Source organism: Acinetobacter sp. YH16042 (assembly GCF_013417245.1).
GTDB classification, from domain to species: domain Bacteria; phylum Pseudomonadota; class Gammaproteobacteria; order Pseudomonadales; family Moraxellaceae; genus Acinetobacter; species Acinetobacter amyesii.
Map to the genome: position 1 here is coordinate 1 of NZ_VPEJ01000088.1, position 2,169 is coordinate 2,169.

Sequence of the window (2,169 nt, forward strand, 5' to 3'; positions counted from 1 at the left end):
ACGGCATGCATATGCCTCAGCCACGTCCACGCTCGCTTTTGACTATGGAAGATATGGGACATGGTGGTGGTGATCATTCAGGAATGGATCATTCGAAAATGAACCATGGCGATATGAAAGGCACGGATCATTCACAGCATAGCGCAGTAAAACCGCAAAAAAATGATCAAGTGGTTTATGGTTGGGCAAATGCCTCTACACCTGCAGGTAATAAAGCTTTGCAATATAGCGATTTAAAATCGTTAGAGCCGCAAAAAGATACTCGTGAAGCCAGCAGTGAATTGGTCGTGCGTTTGGGCGGTACTATGGAACGTTATATTTGGACCATTAACGGTAAAAAATTTAGTGATGCTGAGCCGTTAAAAGTGAAATATGGCGAGCGTATTCGTATCAAATTTATTAATGACAGTATGATGGCGCACCCGATGCATTTACACGGTATGTTTATGCAGCTGGAGAATGGTCAAAAGTCGGTAGATATGCCAAATAAACACACATTGATCGTACCACCGGGTAAAACAGTTACGGCTTTATTAACTGCGGATGAATTGGGTGAATGGGCAATCCATTGTCATTTGTTGTATCACATGAGTGCGGGGATGATGAACAAGTTAATCGTGGCGAATGTTAGCGATGAACAAGTATCTACAATGCCAATTCAAGGTACAAATTCGACTCAAACTCACGAAGTAACTGAGCAAAAAGGAGCTGAACATGCACATCACTAATTTTGTATTGAAAGCGATTTTTTCTGTTGCGGTATTGAGTTTAACGACCTTAAGTGTGGCGCACGAAGGGCATCATTCAACTACTCAGAATAATGGGAAAAATATGCCATCAATGAATCATCAAGCCATGTCTGAGATGAATCATGCACAACATCAGGCAACATCTACGGTTAATCATTTACATCATGTACCAGATGCGAATACTCAGCAGAGTTCGCATTATGATCATCGCTCAGAACACGGTGCGCAAATTTATGCGATTACGACGGTGGATAATAAGTGGTTTGTCAATGAAGATGGCACAGGCGGTTTAAAGTCAGAGTTTGAAACCCGTATTGGCACAGATGAAAATAAGGTTTTTATTAAAGTTCATGCCGATAAAGAAGAATCGCATGATGCACATTATGATGCCAAACTTTTATATAGCCGTATGATTTCAGACTTTTGGGATGCACAGATTGGTGCACGTTATCGCAGTGAAAAAGTTGAACTCGATGATCATCGCAAAGATACCGAAGAAAATGTTGATGCAGTGATTGGCTTACATGGTATGGCACCATATTTCTTTGAAACTGATGCTTATCTCTATGCAGGAGAAGACAGTTATGCGGGCTTTAGTCTAGAAACGGAACGTGATTTTCTGATTACCCAAAAGTTGATTATTCAAACTTATTTAGAGTTGGATGCGATCTTTAGTGATGACTCTAAATATGCGAAAAAAACTGGTTTAAGCAGTGCAACCGCAGGGCTTGAAACTCGCTATGAAATCAGTAAAAAGATCATGCCGTATATCGACATTGCCTATGAGTATTCAAAAGGTAATGATGAAACGTCGTGGCAAATAGAATCAAACTCTGAGAAAGGTTGGTTATATGGAGCTGGTGTTAGATTTAGATTTTAATGATTACTAAATAGCTTTATTTAAATAAAACTCTAGCTTAATGTGGTCGGAAGCAAAATGTTAACTTATTTTGCTCCCTCCCATTTAACATAATAGAGCTTATGCGAAATGCAAGCAAAATAATGATTTAAAATCAATAACTTAAGAATTTTCACCCACCCTGAAAAACAGAAAAAAACCGACTGTGAAACATGTCGGTTTCTTTTTGAGCATATTTGTCATTTTTTGCCTATAAAATTGATTAAAAAACGATCAAAAACCGCAATTCCCTATAAGATATATGCCTTTTAAGATCAAATTCATCCCCAATTTCTGCGGACAACTTTCGGGATAAGTTTTAATCAATTTTGTAAGCCTTGGCTCACATTCATTCAGGTATTTTGCGTCTATACCAATCGCCCTCAATTTTCTATGATGAACACATAGAGAGCAGGATGCTCCAGATAACAATAAGAAACCGTAGCAATGGAATATGCAGGTACGACAGGAGTTATACCAACGCATCAAATACGTAAAAAAGCCCAACAGGATGTTGGGCTT

General features: G+C 38.8%; 2 protein-coding genes. Both read left to right on the plus strand.

Annotated features, from left to right (window positions below; all coding sequences use genetic code 11):
- Nucleotides 1-728 (plus strand): multicopper oxidase domain-containing protein (locus FTV37_RS17090; RefSeq protein WP_180064321.1); only part of this gene is annotated, 728 nt, incomplete at its 5' end.
- Entirely contained in the window at nucleotides 715-1,629 is a 915-nt protein-coding gene (locus tag FTV37_RS17095) for a copper resistance protein B (protein ID WP_179995749.1), read from the plus strand. The genes FTV37_RS17090 and FTV37_RS17095, both read left to right, overlap by 14 nt.
- Nucleotides 1,630-2,169: the final 540 nt, after the last annotated feature.